This window comes from Sinomonas cellulolyticus, from assembly GCF_014656475.1.
Classification (GTDB): Bacteria; Actinomycetota; Actinomycetes; order Actinomycetales; family Micrococcaceae; genus Sinomonas; species Sinomonas cellulolyticus.
In genome coordinates this window covers 50,013-69,543 of record NZ_BNCM01000014.1, presented here as the reverse complement: position 1 = coordinate 69,543, position 19,531 = coordinate 50,013, and the positions used below count along the sequence as shown (strand labels likewise).

Sequence of the window (19,531 nt, the reverse complement as noted above, 5' to 3'; positions counted from 1 at the left end):
GCCTCCTGACCCTGCTCAAGCCAACATTTCGCGGCGTCCATGGCCGCCGCGGAGCGCTTCAAGCCGGCGGAGGCGCCCACCCACCACCGCCGCGACGCCGTCCCACCCACGCGCGCGGACGTCCGCGGCGGAGACGATGAGCTGGTCCCAGCCGACGTCGGCGACCAGCCGGTTGCGCCAGTTGTCGCTGGCCTGCTGTTCGGCCGTGCGGTGGTGCTCGCCGTCGTACTGAATGGCGAACCGCAGCTCGACGAACGCTTGATCGGGCCATGCGATTGCCCGTCCCCGGGGGTCGCGGATCACGTAGTTCAGTGCGGGCTCCGGCAGCCCTGCCTCGTCTTCCGCCAGGCGTAGGAGCGTCTCGGGGACCGAATCGGCCCCGACCCGTACGAGTCCTATGGCCCGGCGCGCGGCAGGCAGGCCGCGCACCCGTCGTTGCGCGTCGAGGTACCCGCGCAGGGCATCGATCTCGACCAGCGCGGTCCGCGGCATGGGAAAGTCCTCGGGATGGGCACACACGAGATAGTCCCCGATCGCCACCACATGCTCGGGCGGGAGGATTCCCGCGAGGTCGAGCCACGTCCGCTCGCGCGAGGTGACCGGCACGCCGTCGACCACCACGACGTCCCGTTCCGCCAGACCCATCCGGTGGCAGACCACGCCAGGTCGTACGCTCCCGGGAGTGCTGAGGGGACGGGTCACGTGGATCGTCGGATCCCGCTCCCATTCGAGGGGGAGGGGGAAGCCCCAGATCTTGGCGGCGGTGATGAAGCTTGCGACGGAGTCCGGCATGATCGCGAGGAGCGGCCGCACCACGTCCGCGGCGCTCAGCTGCGCACCCCACGGGACACGGATGCCGCGAGTGGGCGCCACGAGGTCGGAGGCGGCGAGGCGACCGCGGCTGACGCCGTGCATCCTCGCCTCGCCGATCGAGAACGACCGTGACGAGAGCCCGTGCGGGAGCTGGCTGCGGCTGGTCATGGACCCATCGTCCGCTATGAATCGCGCAGATCTTGCCGAATCGGCACTTATCCACAGGGCCGTTCTCGGGGCGCCCGCCCAAATGTTGACTTGAGCAGGGTGACGAGTCATCGCACCCTGCTCAAGTCAACATTTCGCGACGCCGGGACCGGTGCGGGGTCAGACGCTCTGGTTGTAGAACCATTCGATGTGCTCGCGCACGAGCCGGGAGGCTAGCGCGCCGTCGCGCGCCTCGACGGCCGCCAGGATGCCCTTGTGCTGATCCCGGAGCACGTGCACCACGTCCTCCCAGCCGCCGCGGTGGGCCACGGCGTCGTCGATGTACCCGCGGATGGCCTCGCGCATCGACTCCATCATGGTGCTCACCACAACGTTCCCGGCAAGCGTCGCGAGGGCAACGTGGAACTGCGAGTCGAGGAGCGTGAAGATCTGGGACGGCAGGGCGTCGTCATCCATCGCGTCGAGGAGGCGCCGGGCGTCGTCGAGCTGGTCGGAGGTCCAGGGCGCCGCCGCCGCGTGCTCGAGTGCCCAGGTCTCCATCATGGTCCGCGCCCCCACCACGTCCTCGACGGGCAGGTGGTGGCTTGCCACGTGCATCCGCAGCGCCACGCCGAGTGCCGAGGACGGGTCCGAGACGACAATGGTCCCGGAGTTCGGCCCCGAGCCCGTAGCGGCGCGGACCACACCCATGACCTCGAGCGCGCGGATCGCATCCCGCACGGACGCCCGCGAGATCCCGAACCGCTCCGCGAGGGCCCGCTCGCCCGGGAGCCTGTCGCCGAGCTTGAGCTCGCCGGAACGGAGGCTGTCCTCGATGTGGCGCAGCACGACGTCGTGCGCGCGGGCGCCGGCGGATTCAGGCATGGACCCATCTTGCCGCATGCGGGTGCTGCCACGGCGCACGACGGCGCCCCGCGCCCCGGGTGCGCGGGGCACCTGGGCGGGGGCCGCCGTCGTGCGTGCCATGCTACGGGAGCATCCAGCCCAGAACGGGCGTGGACTGGAGGAACACGAGCGCGCAGAGCACGAGGAGCATGCCGACGCTCCACCAGAGGACCTTGCGCAGGATCACGGACTCCTGGCCGTCCATCCCCACGGAGGTCGCGGCAATCGCGAGGTTCTGCGGGCTGATGAGCTTGCCCACCACGCCGCCGGACGTGTTCGCGGCGACCAGCAGGGACGGGTCGATGCCCGCGGCGTGGCCGGCGGTGGCCTGGAGCTTGGCGAAGAGCGCGTTGGCGGACGTGTCGGATCCGGTCACGGCGGTTCCGATCCAGCCGAGGATGGGGGAGAGGAACGCGAACGCCGCGCCGGTGCCCGCGAGCCATGTACCGATCGCCACGGTCTGCCCGGAGAGGTTCATGACGTAGGCGATCGCCAGGACCAGGACGATGGTCAGCGCGGCGAAGCGCATCTTGACGAACGTGCGCCACAGCTCGGCGACCGCGTTGGGGAACCGGAGACGGAACCGGCCGCCGTCGTCGAACCTCGAGTAGACCGCCGCGATGATGAGTCCCGAGATGAGCAGGAGCGTGCCGGGGCCGGAGAGCCACTGGAACGTGTAGACGGTCGAGGAGACGGGCTTGCCGTCCGCGCCGAGGATCGCGTCGTGGAGGACCGGCCAGTTGACCTTGACGTCCGTGGCCGCGAGCGCCGCGGGGATGTCCACGCCGAGCTTCCAGAGCTTGGACGCGGCGAAGACCACAATGACGAGCAGGTACGGGAAGAGGGCCATCCACGTGCGGGCGGTTGTGAGGGACGCCTCGGTGGCCCCGGGCCCCGGGACCGCCGCCGCGGCCACGCCGAGGCGCTCGCGGGCTGCAGCCGAACCGCGGGGCTTGACCACGCGCAGGAACAGGATGGCGGCGCCGAGGCCCACGAGCGAGGCGACCACGTCGGTGAGCTCATAGGAGAAGTAGTTGGAGCACAGGAACTGGGCGAGGCCGAACGCGAGCCCGGTCACGAGGGCGGGCAGCCACGCGTCCTTCAGGCCCCGCCACCCGTCCACGATCAGCAGGAGGAGCAAGGGGACCACGAACGCCAGGAGCGGCGTCTGGCGGCCCACGATCGAGCCGATGTGCGCCGCGGGGATGCCCGTGAGGGCGCCGGCGGTGGTGATCGGGATGGCGATCGCGCCGAAGGCGACGGGGGCCGTGTTGGCCACGAGGACCGTGGCGGCGGCGCGGAGCGGCTTGAGGCCGATCGCCATGAGCATCGTCGCGGTGATCGCCACGGGCGCGCCGAACCCGGCGAGGGCCTCCATGAGGCCGCCGAAGCAGAACGCGATGAGGATGGCCTGGATGCGCAGGTCGCCGTCTCCGAGGCGGTCGAAGATGCGCCGCAGGTCCTCGAACCGGCCCGACAGCACCGTGACCTGGTAGAGCCACACGGCGGCGAGCACGATCCAGAAGACGGGGAATGCGCCGAAGACCGCGCCCTGTGAGGCCGCGAGGCCCGCGAGCGCCGGCGGCATGTTGTAGGCCGCGACGGCCACGACGAGCGCGGCGAGCAGCGCGAAGGCGCCGGCCACGTGCGCCTTGGTCTTCACAATGGCGAGCAGTACGAAGAACGTGACGAGCGGGATGAGGCCGATCAGGGCGGAGACGGCAACGCTGCCGGCCACCGGATCGGTCACGGGGGTGAAGGTCATGCGGGGCTCCTGCGGGGACAGTCGCGGCGATCAGATCGCCTTGTGGTCGGACCATTGTGGTCCGACCACGTAACCTAGCACACATCTACCGGGTTGTGACAAGGGGCACATTCGTGATTCTATGGTCAGACCACATGGCCGGCGGCGCGCCCGCGTCCGGGCCGAGAGAGGACACCATGAAGATCGCGCTCTTCGCGACCTGCATCGTGGACGCGATGTACCCCAGCGTCGCGCAGGCCACGGTGGAGATCCTGGAACGGCTCGGCCACGAGGTCGTGTTCCCGTCCGGTCAGGCCTGCTGCGGCCAGATGCACGTCAACTCGGGCTACATGCCCGAGGCCCTGCCCGTGGTCGCCAACCACGTCCGCACGTTTGAGGCCGGCTTCCAGGCTGGGGAGTACGACGTCGCCGTCGCCCCCTCCGGCTCGTGCGTCGCGTCGGTGAAGCACCAGCACGCGATGGTGGCGGATTGGGCCGTGGAGCACAACCTCAAGGACGCCGATCCCACGCTCGCCGCCCGCGCCGACGCCGTCGGCGCCCGCACCTACGAGCTCGCCCAGCTCCTCACCGACGTCCTCGGCGTGACCGACGCCGCCGCCCAGCTCGGCTCCTACCTCCCCGGCACCATCACGTACCACCCGTCGTGCCATGGCATGCGCCTGCTCCACCTCGGCGATCGGCAGCGCTCGCTGCTCGCCTCGGTCGAGGCGCTGGACGTCGTCGACCTCCCCGAGGCCGATCAGTGCTGCGGGTTCGGCGGCACGTTCTCGATCAAGAACGCGGACGTCTCCTCCGCGATGCTCGCGGACAAGGTCGCGAACATCTGCGGCACCGGCGCCGGCGCGTGCGCCGGAGGCGACGCGTCCTGCCTCATGCACATCGGCGGCGGCCTCTCCCGCGAGAAGCGCACGACGCCGTCCGGTCGCCCCGTGCGCACCGTGCACCTCGCGGAGGTGCTCGCCTCCACGCGGGAGAAGCCCCTGATGTGGGACGGCGAGCTTGCCCTGGCGGGCACCACGACGGGAGGCGTCCGATGACCACGGTGAGCCTGGGCATGCCTGCCGTGCCCCCGCGCGGCTTCGGCAACATCTCCGAGCTGGAGCCCTTCCCCAAATACGCGGAGCGCGAGCTCGGCAACGCCCAGCAGCGCAGGAACCTCACCCACGCGACCCACACCATCCGGGACAAGCGGCTCAAGGTCGTCTCCGAGCTGCCCGACTGGGAGGACCTGCGGGACGCGGGCTCCGCGATCAAGTCCGAGGCGATGGACCGCCTGCCCAAGCTGCTGGCCCAGTTCGAGGAGCAGTTCACCGCCCGCGGCGGCACGGTCCACTGGGCGCGGGATGCCGCGGAGGCGAACAGGATCGTCGAGGAGCTGATCCGGGCCGCAGGCCCGAACAAGGACGGCGAGCTGGACGTGGTCAAGGTCAAGTCCATGGCCACGCAGGAGATCGGGCTCAACGAGTACCTCGAGGAGCGCGGCATCCCGGCGTACGAGACGGACCTCGCCGAGCTCATCGTCCAGCTGGGCCATGACAAGCCCTCCCACATCCTCGTCCCCGCGATCCACAAGAACCGCACCGAGATCCGGGACATCTTCCTGCGAGAGATGCCGGACGTCGATCCGGACCTCACGGACGACCCGCGCCGCCTCGCGATGGCCGCCCGCGCCCACCTGCGCCGCAAGTTCCTCTCGGCCCGCGTGGCGATCTCCGGCGCGAACTTCGGCATCGCCGAGACGGGCACGCTCGGCGTGGTCGAGTCCGAGGGCAACGGGCGCATGTGCGTGACCCTGCCTGAGACCCTCATCACGGTCATGGGGATCGAGAAGGTCCTGCCGCGCGGCGAGGACCTGGGCGTGTTCATGCAGCTGCTGCCGCGCTCCTCGACCGGGGAGCGGATGAACCCGTACACATCCCTGTGGACCGGGGCTACACCGGGCGACGGGCCACAGGACGTGCACGTGGTGCTGCTCGACAACGGCCGGACCCGGGCGCTCGCGGACCGGCACGGGCGCTCCGCGCTGCACTGCATCCGCTGCTCCGCCTGCATGAACGTGTGCCCCGTGTACGAGCGGGCCGGCGGCCACGCCTACGGGTCCACGTATCCCGGCCCGATCGGCGCGATCCTCTCGCCGCTGCTCACGGGCATCGAGGCCGAGGAGAACAAGTCCCTGCCATACGCGTCCTCGCTGTGCGGGGCCTGCTTCGACGCCTGCCCGGTGAAGATCAACATCCCCGAGATCCTCGTGCACCTGCGCGGCGAGGACGTCGAGGCCCGGCGCTCGCGGCCGGGCGCCCGGCGCCTGCCGTCGCAGTTCGACCTCGCCATGACGGGCGCGTCCTGGGCGATGGCCGACGGCGCGCGCATGGGCCTGCTCGAACGCGGCCTCCCGCTCGGGAAGATTGCGGCGGGGCGCGACGGGGTCATCTCGAAGCTTCCCGGGATCGGCGCCGGCTGGACGCAGAGCCGGGACATCCCGGCCCCGCCGGCGGAATCGTTCCGGCAGCAGTGGGCCAAGCGCGAGAAGAATCCGAACAAGAAGAATCCGGCGGAAGGGGAAGCCAAGTGAGCGCCCGCGACGACATCCTGGCAAGGATCCACGCAGCCCTCGGCACCGTCCCCGCCGAGGTCACCCCGCCGGGCGCCGAGGTCACCCCGCTGGGCGCCGAGGTCACCCCGGCGTACCGCACGACGTCGGGCCTCACCGAGGACGAGCTGGTCGCCCAGCTCGTGGACCGGCTCGAGGACTACAAGGCCCGCGTCGAGGTCATCGGCCGGGACGCGCTCGCGGAGGCGATCCGCGCCCGGCTTGACGGCAAGACGTTCGTCGCCCCCGCGGGCCTGCCGGGGGACTGGCTCCACCCGAGCCTCACCGAGCGCGGGGCGACCGACTCGCGCGAGGCGCCGCTCGACGTCGAACGCCTGGACGGAATCGACGCGGTGGTGACCAGCTCCGCGGTGAGCATCGCAGAGACGGGCACGATCATCCTCGACGGGTCCCCGGACCAGGGGCGGAGGGCGATCTCGCTCGTGCCGGACCACCACGTGTGCATCGTCCCGGTCGAGACGATCGTAGGGCTCGTTCCCGAGGGCTTCGCCCGGCTCGACATCACGCGCCCGCTCACACTCATCTCGGGGCCGAGCGCAACCAGTGACATCGAGCTCGAGCGAGTCGAGGGCGTGCACGGCCCCCGAATTCTGGACGTCTTGGTCGTCCGCTAGTCTGACGCCGGCTGGGCGCTTGGGCACCCATGCGACTTCAATGGAGAAGGAAAGACATTATGGCTGATATTTTGTGGTTTTCCGAGCTGGGCATGGGCGATGTTGACCGGGTGGGTGGAAAGAACGCCTCGCTGGGGGAGCTCTTCAGCAATCTGTCCGCCGCTGGCGTGAGTGTCCCGCCGGGTTTCGCGACCTCCGCAGAGGCCTTCAGGGAGTTCCTGCGCGGTGCCCGCCTCGAGGAGACGATCGACCAGGCCCTCGTGGGGCTCGATACGGACGACGTCGCGGCGCTGGCCGCCGCTGGGACGAAGATCAGGGCGGCGATCACCTCTGCGCCGTTCCCCGCGCGCTTCGAACGCGAGATCCGCGACGCGTACGCGGACCTCGCCGGGCGCGAGGCCTCCGGCGCGGCGACCGTCTCCTGGGCTGTGCGGTCCAGTGCCACGGCGGAGGACCTGCCGGACGCGTCGTTCGCCGGGCAGCAGGAGACCTTCCTGAACGTGGCGGGCATTGAGAACATCCTCGCCGCGATCAAGGACGTCTTCGCGTCGCTGTACAACGATCGCGCCATCGCCTACCGGGTTCACCACGGCTTCACGCACTCCGAGGTGGCGATCTCGGCGGGCGTGCAGAAGATGGTCCGCTCCGATGTCGGAGCTTCCGGCGTCATGTTCACCATGGACACGGAGTCGGGATTCAGGGACGCCGTGTTCATCACATCCTCGTACGGTCTGGGCGAGGCCGTGGTGCAGGGCGCCGTCAACCCGGACGAGTTCTACGTGCACAAGCCCGGGCTGATCGCGGGGCGCCCGGCGATCCTCAAGCGAGGCCTGGGCGAGAAGGCCATCAAGATGGTCTACTCCGACGCCGCCGGCGGCGGCGCGACGGTCGAGTTCACCGACGTGGCCAAGGGCGAGCGCGGCCGGTTCAGCATCACCGATGACGAGGTCCAGGAACTTGCCAGGCAGGCGGTGAAGATCGAGGAGCACTACGGGCGCCCGATGGACATCGAGTGGGGCAAGGACGGGCTTGACGGGAAGCTCTACATCCTTCAGGCACGCCCGGAGACCGTGCAGTCCCGCACCTCCACGAGCACGTCCACCCGGTACAAGCTCCGCGAGACGGGGCCCCTCCTCGCTGAGGGTCGCGCCATCGGGCAGCGGATCGGCGCGGGGCAGGTGAAGATCCTCCGTTCGCTGGAGCAGATGGCCCAGTTCGAGGCGGGGGACGTGCTCGTGGCGGACATGACCGATCCCGATTGGGAGCCGATCATGAAGCGCGCCGCGGCGATCGTCACCAACCGGGGCGGGCGCACGTGCCACGCGGCCATCATTGCGCGCGAGCTCGGGATCCCCGCCGTCGTGGGCACCGGCGATGCCACGCAGATGCTCGCCGAGGGCAGCGCCGTCACCGTCTCCTGCGCCGAGGGCGAGACGGGGTTCATCTACGACGGCCTTCTGGACTTCGCGATCGAGGAGAGAGAGCTGGGCGCCTTCGCCGAGCTCCCGGCGAAGATCATGATGAACGTCGGCACGCCCGATCAGGCCTTCACCTTCTCCAAGCTCCCGCACGACGGGATCGGGCTGGCCCGGCTCGAGTTCATCATCAACCGTCAGATCGGGATCCACCCCAACGCCTTGCTGGCCCTCGAGAAGGACCCTTCGCACCGGCAAGAGGGTCTCACGGACGCGACCGTCGCGCAGATTCAGGAGCGGACCAGTGCCTATCCCGGCCCCCGCGACTACTACGTCACGCGTCTGGCCGAGGGCATGAGCATGCTCGCCGCAGCGTTCGCACCGCAGCCCGTCATCCTGCGGCTGTCCGACTTCAAGTCCAACGAGTACGCGAACCTGCTCGGCGGTCCGGCCTTCGAGCCGGACGAGGAGAACCCGATGCTCGGGTTCCGCGGGGCCTCGCGGTACCTGTCCGAGGACTTCCGCGCCGCCTTCGAGCTCGAGTGCGAGGCCGTCAAGTACGTGCGGGACACCATGGGACTGACCAACGTCCAGCTCATGGTGCCGTTTGTCCGCACGCTCGAGGAGGCCTCGGGCGTGATCGAGCTGCTCGAGGAGAACGGCCTCAAGCGCGGCGACAACGGGCTCAAGGTCATCATGATGTGCGAGCTCCCCGTCAACGCACTGCTCGCCGACGAGTTCCTCGACTTCTTCGACGGGTTCTCCATCGGGTCCAATGACCTGACGCAGCTGACGCTCGGCCTCGACCGTGACTCGGCCCTCGTCGCAGACCGGTTCGACGAGCGGAATCCGGCGGTCAAGAAGCTCCTGAGCCTGGCCGTCCGCGCGTGCAAGGCGCGCGGGAAGTATGTCGGCATCTGCGGCCAAGGTCCCAGCGACCACCCCGATCTCGCGGACTGGCTCGTGGCCGAGGGCATCGACTCGATGTCCCTCAATCCTGACACGGTGGTCGACACCCGGATGCGCCTGGCCGGGGCGGCCCGGTAGGCCAAGTGCAGGCTGACCTCCTCCGTGCGGTCCGGCGTGCGCCGGGCCGCACGGAGACCCCCGACCCAAGGCAGGTACACCGTGAAAGATCAGCGCGAACGGCCAGTGTTCTTCCTTTCCGACGGAACGGGGATCACGGCCGAGACATTCGGCAACACGCTGCTCACCCAGTTTCCGCAGGAAACCTTTGCGCGGGAGACCGTTCCCTTCATCTCTACCCCCGAGCTTGCCTACCAGGTGGTGGAGACGGTCAACGAGCTTGCATCGCTCGGCCCGCTTCCCCTGATCTTCTCCACGGCGGTGAACACGAGCATCCGTGCGATCCTCTCCACCGCGAGCGCGCACTTCATCGACCTGCTGGGGGGACATGTCGGCGAGCTGGAGCGGGCTCTCGGCACCCGGGCGAGCGGGGAGCTCGGAAAGGCCCACGGCCAGGGCAACCTTCTGCGGTATCAGTCGCGGATGGCCGCCGTCGAGTACGCGATAGAGCACGACGACGGGCAGTCCATCCGGGCGCTCGAGAATGCCGAACTCATCCTGATCGCCCCGTCCCGGTGCGGCAAGACGCCAACCACCATGTACTTGGCCCTGCAGCACGGGATCCTGGCTGCCAACTTCCCGCTCGTCGACGAGGACTTCGAGCGGGGGGAGCTGCCGGACCCCTTGCTGCCGCACGTCGGGAAGTGCTTCGGTCTCTCCTCGACCCCCCTGCGCCTGCACCAGGTGCGCACCGGGCGAAGGCCCCGGTCGCAGTACTCGTCCCTCCGGCAGTGCGGCTATGAGCTGCGCAGCGCCGAGGCCCTCTACCTTGGGTACGGCATCCCGCACGTCAACTCCGGTGTGATGTCTGTCGAGGAGATGGCGGCGACCATCCTCCAACGGATGCACCTCCACCACTGAGCCGCCGGCCGCGTGGCACCCGCAGCCCTCGCGCGCCCGGCCAGCCACGCGCCGTCGTGCGCGGGGCCCTGCCACCCTCAGAAGGGCACCTTCGCTGACGCCTCCCGCGGTCCGCCACCGCGCGGCTTCCGGAGAGCCTTGACGACCGGCTCGACGAAGCGCGCCGCGAGCGGGCCGGTGACGGCCATGAGCATGACGTATGCCGTGGCGAGGGCTGCGAGCTCGCCGTTGACGACGCCCGAGGCGACGGCGAGTCCCGCGATGACGATCGAGAACTCGCCGCGCGCAATGAGCGCCGCGCCGGCGCGTGCGCGGCCGGGCACGGCCACGCCCGCTCTGGCGGCGGCCCACCAGCCGGTCGCGACCTTCGTGGCCGCCGTGACGACCGCGAGGACCAGGGCCCAGCCCAGCACGGGCGGGATGGTCGACGGGTCCGTGTTGAGGCCGAACGCGACGAAGAAGATCGCCGCGAACAGGTCCCGCAGGGGCTCGAGGAGCCGCGACGCCAGGTGCGCTGTGGTGCCGGAGATGGCGATGCCGAGCATGAACGCGCCCACCGCCGCGGAGACCTGCATTGCCGAGGCGAGGCCAGCGACGAGGAGCGCCAGGCCCAGGACGGTGAGGAGGAACACCTCCGCGTTCTCGCTGTGCACGGCCTTGGAGACGTGGTGCCCGTGCTTGAGGGCCACGACGAGGACAGCCGTGACGACCACGAGCGAGATCCCGACCGTCTGCAGCCCGCCGAGGAAGCTCACCCCCGCGAGGGTGGCCGTGAGGATGGGGAGGTAGACGGCCATTGCGAGGTCCTCGAACACGAGGACGGCGAGGATGGTCGGTGTTTCACGGTTGCCGAGCCGGCCGAGGTCCGTGATGACCTTCGCGACAATGCCCGACGACGATATATACGTCACGCCTCCCATAACGAGTGCGCCAACCCCGCCCCACCCCAACAGCAGCGCGACCGCCGCCCCCGGAACGGAATTCAGCACGAGGTCCATGACGCCCGCCTGCCACGACTTCCTGAGGCCGGTGACCAGCTCCTGCGCTGTATATTCCAGTCCGAGCATGAGCAGGAGGAGGATGACGCCGATCTCGCCGGCGAGTTGGGAGAAGTCCCGCACGCCGCCCAGTTCGATAAAGCCCCCTGCACCGAAGACGAGGCCGCCGATGAGGTAGAGCGGGATCGGCGACATGCCGATCCTGCCCGCGAGGCGCGCGAGGAGGCCGAGGGCGAAGACGACCGCCCCCAGTTCGATCAGTGTGAGTGCGAGTGGATCCATCCGCTACCCGTTGCGGAGGATGTGGGCGGCCTGGTCGAGCCCTTCCTGGGTGCCGACGGCGACGATGAGGTCTCCGCCGCGGAGCACGACGTCGGGCGAAGGCGAGGCGAGCACCTCGCCCTCCCGCATGATCGCCACGATCGAGACGCTCGTGCGGGTGCGGATCTGGGCCTTGCCCATGGGCTGGTCGCGGTAGGGGGATTCGGGGGCCACGACGAACTGGCGAGTCGAGATGCCCGGCACGTCGCGGTGCTCCTCCGTGAGCTGCATGACGATCGCCCGGCCGCCGAGCAGGTTCCCGAGCGTCGTGGCCTCCTCGCGGGAGAGCGGGATGCTCGCCTGGCACGTGTCCGGATCGTCCCAGGCGGAGATGATGAGCTCGGTCTCGCCGTCACGGTGCGTGACGACCCCGAGCCTGCGGCCCGACTGGGTCATGAAGTCCTTGCGGACGCCGAACCCGGGCAGGTCCGTTTCGTCTACATTCATGGGTCAACTCTAGTTCTGCGGTGCGCATTCTGCGGTGCGGCTTCTGAGGTGGGCGGGCTTCTGCGGTGGGCATTCTGAGGTGGGCGGCTTCTGAGGTGGGCGGCGCACGACGGCGCGTGGCCGCCGTCGTGCGCCCCCACCCACGTCTAGGAGTCACCTTCTGAAGGGCACCTTCTGGAGGTCAGATCCTGAAGGCCAGCTCCCGCGGATATCGCAGTCGTGACCCACTGGAGGTGACCTCCGGGAGGTGCCCTTCAGAAGCTGACCCTCAGGAGCTGACCCTCAGACCCGGGGGGTCAGGCCTCGGGGACCACGGCCGTTGCGACACGGGCTGGAGGCCTGACCGGCAGCAGCACGAGGAGCCCGGCGAGCAGCACCGCCATGATCCCGAGGATGCCCCAGCGCTGGGCCTGGCCCGCCGCCACGAACGGCGCGGCAATCGTGATGCACAGGCTGAACAGGCTCGGCGCGAGGAAGCTGACCGCCCGTCCGGTGGTGGCGTAGAGGCCGAACAGCTCCCCGGCCTCGCCGTCGGGCGCGAGGCGTGCAAGATAGGCGCGGGCCGCGGACTGCGCGGGCCCCACGAAGAGGCAGAGGAACAGCCCGAACACCCAGAACGTCGTCGTCCCCGTCCAGGTGAATCCGCCGAGCTCGTACTGGGAGTTCCCGAGCACCAGAATGGACGTCCCGGCGACGAGCAGCCCGATGAGCGAGCCCATGATCACCCCCTTCGGCCCCACGAGGTCGTCGAGGAATCCCCCCGCGATCGCCCCGAGGGCGGCGACGACGTTGCCGAAGACGGCGAAGAAGATGACATGCGAGAGGGTGAACCCGAAGGTGCCGGCCGCGATGACCCCGCCGAACGTGAACACGGCGGCGAGGCCGTCACGGAAGATCGCGGAGGCGAGGAGGAAGTAGATCGTGTGGGGGCTGGTCTTCCAGATGGCCCGGATGCGTCGGAACAGGAGTCCGTAGGAGGCGATCACGCCGAGCCGGGCGGAGCGGCGCCTCGGAACCTCGGGGACGGCGAACATGACCGGCAGTGAGAAGACCACGATCCACAGCATTGAGAACACGGCCACAAGCCGGATGTTCAGGGACTCCTCCGTGGAGGCGCCGAACCACCGGAACGCGGGCTGCACGAACAGCGCCAGCACGAGCAGCAGCGCCACGATCCCGCCGACGTACCCGGCGGACCAGCCCAGGCCCGAGATCCGCCCGATCGTGCGGGGCGTCGCGATCTGCTCGAGCATCGCGTTGTAGTTGACCCCGGCGAGTTCACTGAACACGTGGCCGGCGGCGATGAGCGAGGCCCCGTAGAGGAGGAACTCGGGGCGAGGGTACGCGAAGAAGCACAGGCCGGTGAGGAGCGCGACGACGCCGGTGTGGATTCCGAGCCACAGCTTGCGTCGGCCGCCGGCGTCGGAGCGCTGGCCCGAGACGGGTGCGAGCAGCGCGATGCCGAGGCCCGCGGCCCCGAGGCACGCCCCGAGGACGGCCGAGGCATGGTCCTCGCCGCCGAACGCCTTGGACGTGAGGTAGACGGTGAACACGAACGTGGTCATGACGGCGTTGAATGCCGCCGAGCCCCAGTCCCACGAGGCCCACGCGAGCACCTGTCCGCGCCGCACGGGCGCGCTGTGCCGTTCGAGTTCGGAGACGCCGGACGCGTGCATGCCCTGACTCTATCCGCTGGGCCGATTGGTAGACTGTCCGGACCGAACCCAACCGATGTGCCGCCACACCCAACGCAGAAACAATTGAACCTTCAACCGAGCGGAGTCCCCTGTGCTGCCAGTCCTCGCCCTGCATTTCGTAGTGGCGGCTGGCGCGCCCTGGATCTTCCGGCGGATGGGGCGATCGGGGTTCTTCCTCCTCGCGCTCGTCCCGGCAGGCTCGCTCGTGTGGCTCGCCTTCCAAGGCCCTGCCGCGTACGACGCCGGCCCGTCCGGTTCCGCGGCGCCCATCGCCGCCGGGGCGCTCGCCGCAGCCCAGGCCAGTCCGCAGGCGGCCCGCGGCATCGTCCAGTCCTGGGACTTCATCCCCACCCTCGGCGTCCAGATCGCGTTCAGGCTCGACCCGCTCGCCTGGGTCATGTCCCTGCTGGTCCTCGGGGTGGGCGCCCTGGTCCTGCTCTACTGCGCGCGCTACTTCACCCGCGATGACGAGGGGCTCGGCGGATTCGGCGGCCAGATGCTCGCGTTCGCCGGCGCGATGTTCGGGCTCGTCACCGCGGACGACCTGATCGTCCTGTTCATCTTCTGGGAACTCACCACCGTCCTGTCCTACCTGCTCATCGGCTACGCCCACGTCCGCCTCTCCGCCCGCCGCTCGGCGCTGCAGGCCCTCATCGTCACGACCGCCGGCGGCCTCGCCATGCTCGTGGGCCTCATCCTGCTCGGGGAGGCTGCCGGGACCTACCGGGTCTCCGGGGTACTCGAGCGCGCATCCTCGCTCGTCGCCGACCCTGCCACCGCGGGCACGGTCGCCGCCGGCGCGGTCCTCGTCCTCGTCGGCGCCCTGAGCAAGTCCGCCCTCGTCCCGTTCCATTTCTGGCTCCCGGCCGCGATGGCCGCCCCCACCCCGGTCTCGGCGTACCTCCATGCGGCGGCCATGGTGAAGGCCGGCGTGTACCTCGTGGCCCGGCTCGCCCCCGGCTTCGCCGAGACGGCCTACTGGCAGCCCGTGGTCCTCGGACTGGGCCTGGCCACCATGGTCCTGGGCGGCTACCGCTCCCTGCGCCAGACGGACATCAAGCTGATCCTCGCCTTCGGCACCGTGAGCCAGCTGGGCTTCATGATCGCGATCGTGGGGCTCGGGACCCCGGCCGCTGCGCTCGCGGGCCTGGCCATGGTGGTGGCGCACGCGCTGTTCAAGGCGGCGCTCTTCCTGGTGGTGGGCGTCATAGACCACCAGACGGGCACCCGAGACCTTCGGAAGCTCTCCGGGCTCTTCAGGCAGTCCCGGGCGCTCGCCGTCACGGGCGCGCTGGCGGCCGCGTCGATGGCGGGCCTGCCCCTCTTCGGAGGCTTCGTGGCGAAGGAGGCGGTCTTCGAGGCGTTCACGCACTCCCCGCTCCCGCCCGGTCTGGCGGCGGTCATGGTCGCGGGATTCGCGGTGGGCTCGGGGCTCACGGTCGCGTACAGTGCGCGCTTCGTGTGGGGAGCCTTTGCCCGCAAGCCCGGCATCGCCGACACGCCGTTCACCCCCATCACCGGGCTGTTCGTGGCCTCTCCGGCCGTGCTCGCGCTCCTCGGCCTCGTCTACGGACTGTGGCCCGCGCCCGTGGACGCGTGGGTCGGGCCCTATGCCGCCGAGGTCGCGGCGGGTGCCGCGGCCGCCACGCACGACGCCGGAGCGCAGCTGGGTGCCCTGCCGCACCTGGCAGCGTGGCACGGGTTCGGGCTCCCGCTCGCCCTCTCAGCCGCAGGCTGGGCCATAGGTGCGCTGCTCTTCTTGAGCCGGGGCGCGGTCGGACGCCTCCAGTCCCGGCTGGCGTCGCCCTTCGACGCGGAGCGCGCCTACCGGGCGATCGTGGGCGCGGTGGACGATACGGCCATCTGGCTCACCGGGCGCACGCAGCGCGGCTCGCTGTTCTTCTACCTCGCGGTGATCCTGGCGGTGGCCGCGCTCGTGCCGCTCTCGGCCCTGATTGCAGGCCGCGTGGTCCTCCCCGCGCCGGACCGCCTCACGTTCGTGGACCCCCGATCCCCACTCGTCCCGGTCATCGGGATCGCGATCGCCATCGGTGCGGTCGCCGCGGTGCGGGCCAACAAGAGGTTCCTGGCCGTGCTCATGGTCTCCATCACCGGCTACGGCCTCTCCCTCATCTTCGCCCTCCAGGGCGCACCGGACCTCGCCCTGACGCAGATGCTCGTCGAGACCATCGTGCTCGTCGCGTTCGTCCTGGGCATGCGCAGCCTCCCACCGCAGCTGCGGGACCGGCTCGGCGGCCGGTACCGGGCCGTCCGGATCGTCATCGCCGCGGTGTTCGGAACGGTCATGGTCCTGGCCGGCCTTGCGGCGATGGACGCCCGCACCGCCGCGCCCGTCTCGCTGCAGTTCCCCGATCTGGCCTACAGCGACGGGGGCGGCCTCAACGTCGTCAACGTCACCCTCGTGGACATCAGGGCCTGGGACACGTTCGGGGAGATCTCCGTCCTCGCGCTCGCCGCGACCGGAGTCGCGAGCCTCATCTTCATCCGGCACAGCGGGCGCACACTCGGCCAGACCGCGGACGTGCCCACCGGCAGCATCGGCCGAATGCGCCCTGCCGAGGCGCCCCGGAGCGCTGCGGAGCTCGCCGTTGCCCGGACGTTCGCGACAGTCGTCCGCGATCCGTGGCTCCTGGCCGGGCGCACCCTCGCACCGGAGCGGCGCTCCATCATCTTCGAGGTCATCACCCGGCTCATCTTCCACTCGATGGTGGTGTTCTCCGTCTACGTGCTCCTGGCTGGCCACAACCTGCCCGGGGGCGGGTTCGCGGGCGGCCTGCTCGCGGGGCTCGCGCTCACGGTGCGGTATCTCGCCGGTGGCCGCTTCGAGCTGCACGAGGCCGCGTCCCTCAGCCCCGGCGTGCTGCTCGGCGTGGGCCTCGGGACCGCATCCCTGGCCGGCGCCGTGCCACTCGCGCTCGGCGGCCAGGTCTTCCAGAGCGCCATCATCGGACTCTGGCTGCCCGTGTTCGGCGATGTGAAGTTCGTGACGTCCACGATCTTCGACGTCGGCGTCTACCTCGTGGTCGTGGGGCTCGTGGTGGACGTGCTGCGCAGCCTCGGATCGCGCGTTGACGAGCACCTCGAGTCGAGCGAGAAGGCGGCGGTGCAGGCGGCGCGGCGATCCCGCGGAGACCATGAGGAGGCCCGGGCATGACTGTGAACGTGACGCTCGCCCTCGTCGCCGGACTCCTCTTCGCCACCGGGATCTACCTCCTGCTCGAGCGGTCCCTGACCCGCGTGCTCCTCGGCCTCATGCTCCTGACCAACGGCGCGAATGTGCTGCTGCTGGCCACCGGCGGTGCGGCTGGCCTGGCGCCGCTGATCTCGAAGGGCACTAACCCCGCGCAGTACAACGACCCGCTCCCGCAGGCACTCATCCTCACCTCGATCGTGATCTCGTTCGCGGTCACCGCGTTCATGCTCGCGCTCATCTACCGAACGTGGCAGCTGGGCCGGGCGGACGTGGTCGCGGACGACATCGAGGACCGCCGCGTGGCATCCCAGCCGAGCTGGGACGCGGAGGACGACGCCGACGTCCCTGACGACCCCTCCGAGTTCCCCAGCCCCGAGGCGGCGGCTGCCGCCGACCACGCCGTGCTGGCAGCCAAGGACCCGAGAGCCCACGCCGACGCCCGGAAGGAGGCGGCGCGAGAGTGAATGTCACCGCCTTGGCGCCGCTCGCCGTCGCCCTTCCGATCCTCGGCGCCGCCCTCGCCTTCCTGCTGCTGCGCCAGGAGCGCGCGCAGCGCACCGTCACCATCTCCGTCCTGACGCTCACCCTCGGGCTCGAGTGCCTGCTCCTCGCGTCGGTCTGGGACGGCGGGACCGCCGCCGTGACGATCGGGGGGTGGGCCCCGCCGTTCGGCATCACGATGGTCGTGGACCAGTTCTCCTCGCTCATGCTCGTCATCTCCACCACCGTGAGCCTGGCCGTGCTCGTGTATGCGACGGGGCAGGGCATGGCGGATGGGGACAAGGACGGCCCCGTCTCCGTGTTCCACCCGAGCTACATGATCCTCGTGGCGGGCGTCTCGAATGCCTTCCTCGCAGGGGACCTGTTCAACCTGTACGTCGGGTTCGAGATCCTCCTGACCGCGAGCTACGTCCTCCTGACCCTCGGCGGCACGGGACCCCGCATCCGTGCGGGCGTGACCTACGTGGTGGTCAGCGTCGTCTCCTCGATGCTGTTCCTGATCGCAATTGCCATGGTGTACGCGGCGACAGGCACCGTGAACATGGCGGACCTTGCGGTGAAGCTCGGCCAGCTCGACCCCGGGATGCAGACGCTCCTGCACTCCATGCTGCTCGTGGGCTTCGGCATCAAGGCGGCCGTCTTCCCCCTGTCCTTCTGGCTGCCGGACTCATACCCGACCGCGCCGGCACCCGTGACCGCCGTCTTCGCGGGCCTGCTGACCAAGGTCGGCGTCTACGCGATCATCCGCACCGAGACGCTCCTCTTCCCCGGGGACACGCTCAACGTCCCGCTCATGCTCGTGGCGTTGGCGACCATGGTGGTCGGGATCCTAGGCGCCCTCGCCCAGACGGACATCAAGAGGCTTCTCTCCTTCACGCTCGTGAGCCACATCGGGTACATGGTGTTCGGAGCCGCCATGAGCTCGGTGCTCGGACTGGCTGCAGCCGTCTACTACGTGGTGCACCACATCACCGTGCAGACCTCGCTGTTCCTCGTGGCGGGGCTCGTCGAGCGGCGGGGAGGATCGTCGTCCTTCGAGAGGCTCGGCGGCCTGGCCAAGCTCTCGCCGCTGTTGGCCCTCCTGTACTTCCTTCCCGCGATGAACCTCTCCGGCATCCCGCCCCTCTCCGGCTTCCTGGGCAAGCTCGGACTCCTGCAGGCCGGCATCCAGCTCGGCACGCCGCTCGCGCTCGTGCTCGTGGGTGCCGGTGTGGTGGTGAGCCTGCTGACCCTGCTGGCCATGGCGCGCGTGTGGAGCCGCGCCTTCTGGCGCCGGCCGGAGGACGCCGAGGCGCCAGCGCCGGCGCTGTTCCGGCCCGCCGCCGCGCAGGCGATGCCCAAGTCCATGGTGGGCGCCACTGCCGGGCTGGTGGGCGTGGGACTTGCGCTGACCGTGTTCGCCGGGCCGCTGTTCCGCCTCAGCGAGGAGTCCGCGCGGGAGATGCTGGGCCGCACTGCGTACATCTCGGCGGTGCTCGGGCCCGAGGCCGCGGCCGCCGCGCAGGCGCAGTTCACGCCGCCCGTCGAGGCAGGCGCCCGATGAGGCGGCCCAGCACGACGCTGCGGACCGAGCTGCCGCTGCTCGCGTGGCTCGTGATCGTGTGGGGCGCGCTGTGGCAGGACTTCTCCCCGGGGAACCTGCTGTTCGGGGCCCTCATTGCGCTCGTCGTGACGCGCGTGTTCTACCTCCCACCGGTCGAGCTCAGCGGCCGCTTCAATGTGCTGCATGCCGTGAGGTACGCGTTCGTGTTCGTGTGGCACGTGATCGTGGCCAGCGTCCAGCTGACGTGGCTCGCCCTTGCCAAGGGCCCTGCGGTGCGCAGCGCCGTCATCGCAGTGCCGCTGCGCAGCCACGCGGACCTCATGGTCACCGCCACCGGCCACGTCATCTCCCTCGTGCCCGGCTCCCTCGTCGTGGATGTGGACCGGGCCAACGCGACGCTCTACGTCCACTACATCGACGTCGAGACCGAGGCGGACGCCGACAGGGTGCGGCGCGAGGTGCTCGGCGTGGAGGCGGAGCTCATCCGCATCATGGGCACCCGGGAGGAACTGGCACTCGTGGCCGAGGAACAGCACCTGGACCGCATGATGTCCGCCGAGCGCGGGGAAGGGGGCATCCGGTGAGCCCCCTC

Annotated in this window: 15 protein-coding genes; 9 read left to right on the top strand and 6 right to left on the bottom strand. The window is 70.1% G+C overall.

Going from position 1 to position 19,531, the window contains the following annotated elements:
• Positions 1-15: 15 nt before the first annotated feature.
• The 3 genes from IE231_RS15460 to IE231_RS15450 all read right to left on the bottom strand — a co-directional run bounded on the left by IE231_RS15460 (position 16) and on the right by IE231_RS15450 (position 3,631).
• On the bottom strand, positions 16-981 hold the full coding sequence (locus IE231_RS15460) for a putative endonuclease domain-containing protein (protein ID WP_189694884.1): 966 nt from the start codon (positions 979-981) through the stop codon (positions 16-18).
• Positions 982-1,140: 159 nt separating this feature from the next.
• On the bottom strand, positions 1,141-1,845 hold the full coding sequence (locus IE231_RS15455) for a FadR/GntR family transcriptional regulator (protein WP_189694883.1): 705 nt from the start codon (positions 1,843-1,845) through the stop codon (positions 1,141-1,143).
• A 103-nt stretch (positions 1,846-1,948) separates the two neighbouring features.
• Positions 1,949-3,631, bottom strand: coding sequence for an L-lactate permease (locus IE231_RS15450; protein WP_189694882.1), 1,683 nt, complete (start codon positions 3,629-3,631; stop codon positions 1,949-1,951).
• A gap of 176 nt (positions 3,632-3,807) precedes the next feature.
• Between IE231_RS15450 and IE231_RS15445 the strand changes: the two genes are divergently transcribed.
• The 5 genes from IE231_RS15445 (at position 3,808) to IE231_RS15425 (ending at position 10,218) form a co-directional block, all read left to right on the top strand.
• Complete coding sequence (locus tag IE231_RS15445) at positions 3,808-4,668, top strand: (Fe-S)-binding protein (protein WP_189694912.1); 861 nt, start codon at positions 3,808-3,810, stop codon at positions 4,666-4,668.
• Positions 4,665-6,203, top strand: coding sequence for a lactate utilization protein B (locus IE231_RS15440; protein WP_189694881.1), 1,539 nt, complete (start codon positions 4,665-4,667; stop codon positions 6,201-6,203). Before IE231_RS15445 ends, IE231_RS15440 begins: the two co-directional genes overlap by 4 nt.
• The gene (locus IE231_RS15435) at positions 6,200-6,856 is read left to right on the top strand and encodes a LutC/YkgG family protein (RefSeq protein WP_189694880.1); all 657 of its coding nucleotides are present in this window, start codon (positions 6,200-6,202) and stop codon (positions 6,854-6,856) included. Before IE231_RS15440 ends, IE231_RS15435 begins: the two co-directional genes overlap by 4 nt.
• Positions 6,857-6,915: 59 nt before the next feature.
• Positions 6,916-9,318, top strand: a complete 2,403-nt coding sequence (gene ppsA / locus IE231_RS15430; RefSeq protein ID WP_189694879.1) for a phosphoenolpyruvate synthase — start codon at positions 6,916-6,918, stop codon at positions 9,316-9,318.
• Between the two features lie 81 nt (positions 9,319-9,399).
• Positions 9,400-10,218 (top strand): pyruvate, water dikinase regulatory protein, encoded by an 819-nt coding sequence (locus IE231_RS15425; RefSeq protein WP_229867211.1) that lies wholly within the window; start codon positions 9,400-9,402, stop codon positions 10,216-10,218.
• Positions 10,219-10,295: 77 nt separating this feature from the next.
• On the opposite strand, the gene IE231_RS15420 is transcribed toward IE231_RS15425, so the two are convergent.
• From IE231_RS15420 to IE231_RS15410, 3 genes are all read right to left on the bottom strand, one after another.
• Complete coding sequence (locus tag IE231_RS15420; protein WP_189694878.1) at positions 10,296-11,498, bottom strand: cation:proton antiporter; 1,203 nt, start codon at positions 11,496-11,498, stop codon at positions 10,296-10,298.
• 3 nt (positions 11,499-11,501) lie between these two features.
• Positions 11,502-11,984, bottom strand: a complete 483-nt coding sequence (locus IE231_RS15415; RefSeq protein WP_189694877.1) for a cation:proton antiporter regulatory subunit — start codon at positions 11,982-11,984, stop codon at positions 11,502-11,504.
• A gap of 296 nt (positions 11,985-12,280) precedes the next feature.
• Complete coding sequence (locus IE231_RS15410) at positions 12,281-13,660, bottom strand: MFS transporter (protein WP_189694876.1); 1,380 nt, start codon at positions 13,658-13,660, stop codon at positions 12,281-12,283.
• Positions 13,661-13,772: 112 nt separating this feature from the next.
• On the opposite strand from IE231_RS15410, the gene IE231_RS15405 reads away from it, so the two are divergent.
• Genes IE231_RS15405 through IE231_RS15390 form a run of 4 tightly spaced genes read left to right on the top strand, consistent with a single transcriptional unit; the run spans position 13,773 to position 19,523 of the window.
• Complete coding sequence (locus IE231_RS15405) at positions 13,773-16,856, top strand: Na+/H+ antiporter subunit A (protein WP_189694875.1); 3,084 nt, start codon at positions 13,773-13,775, stop codon at positions 16,854-16,856.
• On the top strand, positions 16,853-17,359 hold the full coding sequence (locus IE231_RS15400; RefSeq protein WP_189694874.1) for a Na(+)/H(+) antiporter subunit C: 507 nt from the start codon (positions 16,853-16,855) through the stop codon (positions 17,357-17,359). Before IE231_RS15405 ends, IE231_RS15400 begins: the two co-directional genes overlap by 4 nt.
• Positions 17,356-18,939: a Na+/H+ antiporter subunit D gene (locus IE231_RS15395; protein WP_189694873.1), complete on the top strand. Its 1,584-nt coding sequence runs from the start codon at positions 17,356-17,358 to the stop codon at positions 18,937-18,939. Before IE231_RS15400 ends, IE231_RS15395 begins: the two co-directional genes overlap by 4 nt.
• The gene (locus tag IE231_RS15390) at positions 18,936-19,523 is read left to right on the top strand and encodes a Na+/H+ antiporter subunit E (RefSeq protein WP_189694872.1); all 588 of its coding nucleotides are present in this window, start codon (positions 18,936-18,938) and stop codon (positions 19,521-19,523) included. The genes IE231_RS15395 and IE231_RS15390 overlap by 4 nt, the downstream gene beginning before the upstream one ends.
• The last annotated feature ends 8 nt before the right edge of the window (positions 19,524-19,531 follow it).

Coding starts and splice junctions, on each gene's coding strand:
- IE231_RS15390 (WP_189694872.1), top strand. CDS start 18,936: ATGAGGCGGCCCAGCACGACGCTGCGGACCGAGCTGCCGCTGCTCGCG.
- IE231_RS15450 (WP_189694882.1), bottom strand. CDS start 3,631: ATGACCTTCACCCCCGTGACCGATCCGGTGGCCGGCAGCGTTGCCGTC.
- IE231_RS15460 (WP_189694884.1), bottom strand. CDS start 981: ATGACCAGCCGCAGCCAGCTCCCGCACGGGCTCTCGTCACGGTCGTTC.
- IE231_RS15420 (WP_189694878.1), bottom strand. CDS start 11,498: ATGGATCCACTCGCACTCACACTGATCGAACTGGGGGCGGTCGTCTTC.
- IE231_RS15415 (WP_189694877.1), bottom strand. CDS start 11,984: ATGAATGTAGACGAAACGGACCTGCCCGGGTTCGGCGTCCGCAAGGAC.
- IE231_RS15445 (WP_189694912.1), top strand. CDS start 3,808: ATGAAGATCGCGCTCTTCGCGACCTGCATCGTGGACGCGATGTACCCC.
- IE231_RS15455 (WP_189694883.1), bottom strand. CDS start 1,845: ATGCCTGAATCCGCCGGCGCCCGCGCGCACGACGTCGTGCTGCGCCAC.
- IE231_RS15410 (WP_189694876.1), bottom strand. CDS start 13,660: ATGCACGCGTCCGGCGTCTCCGAACTCGAACGGCACAGCGCGCCCGTG.
- ppsA (WP_189694879.1), top strand. CDS start 6,916: ATGGCTGATATTTTGTGGTTTTCCGAGCTGGGCATGGGCGATGTTGAC.
- IE231_RS15400 (WP_189694874.1), top strand. CDS start 16,853: ATGACTGTGAACGTGACGCTCGCCCTCGTCGCCGGACTCCTCTTCGCC.
- IE231_RS15440 (WP_189694881.1), top strand. CDS start 4,665: ATGACCACGGTGAGCCTGGGCATGCCTGCCGTGCCCCCGCGCGGCTTC.